Origin of the sequence: Alcanivorax profundi, assembly GCF_003597125.1 — a bacterium.
GTDB lineage: Bacteria > Pseudomonadota > Gammaproteobacteria > Pseudomonadales > Alcanivoracaceae > Alcanivorax > Alcanivorax profundi.
Genome location: NZ_QYYA01000172.1, coordinates 1 through 383, shown reverse-complemented (window position 1 = coordinate 383; position 383 = coordinate 1). Strand labels below are relative to the sequence as shown.

1 protein-coding gene is annotated in these 383 nt (G+C 49.1%); it reads right to left on the bottom strand.

All coding sequences use genetic code 11. From position 1 onward, the window contains the following. Positions 1-14: 14 nt before the first annotated feature. A partial coding sequence (locus tag D4A39_RS19380) for a site-specific integrase (RefSeq protein WP_147393982.1) occupies positions 15-383 on the bottom strand: 369 nt, incomplete at its 5' end.

The window sequence follows — 383 nt, the reverse complement described above, 5'->3', positions numbered from 1 at the left end:
GGTCGGTTGTATATTTACCATTCTAGGCGTTTCTTCACGTTGTCCATTGCTTCTTTCAGGCTGCTGTTCATGACCCGTGCATAATGCTGTGTCATACGTGTGGAGGCATGGCCGAGCATGACGGAAACATCTTGAAGAGGCACATTGTTGGCAAGCGTGATCGTAGTCCCGAAAGTGTGACGGGCAACGTGCGTAGTCAGATTCTTCTTAATGCCGCAGAAATCGGCTATTTCCTTGAGGTAGCTGTTCATCTTCTGGTTGCACATGACGGGCAAACAGCATCCTTTCTTAATGCAGGTCGGATGTTCCTTGTATTTCTCCAATATGGCCAGGGGTACGGGCAGCAATGGAATATTGCTGATGGAAGAGGCCTTCCTACGGTG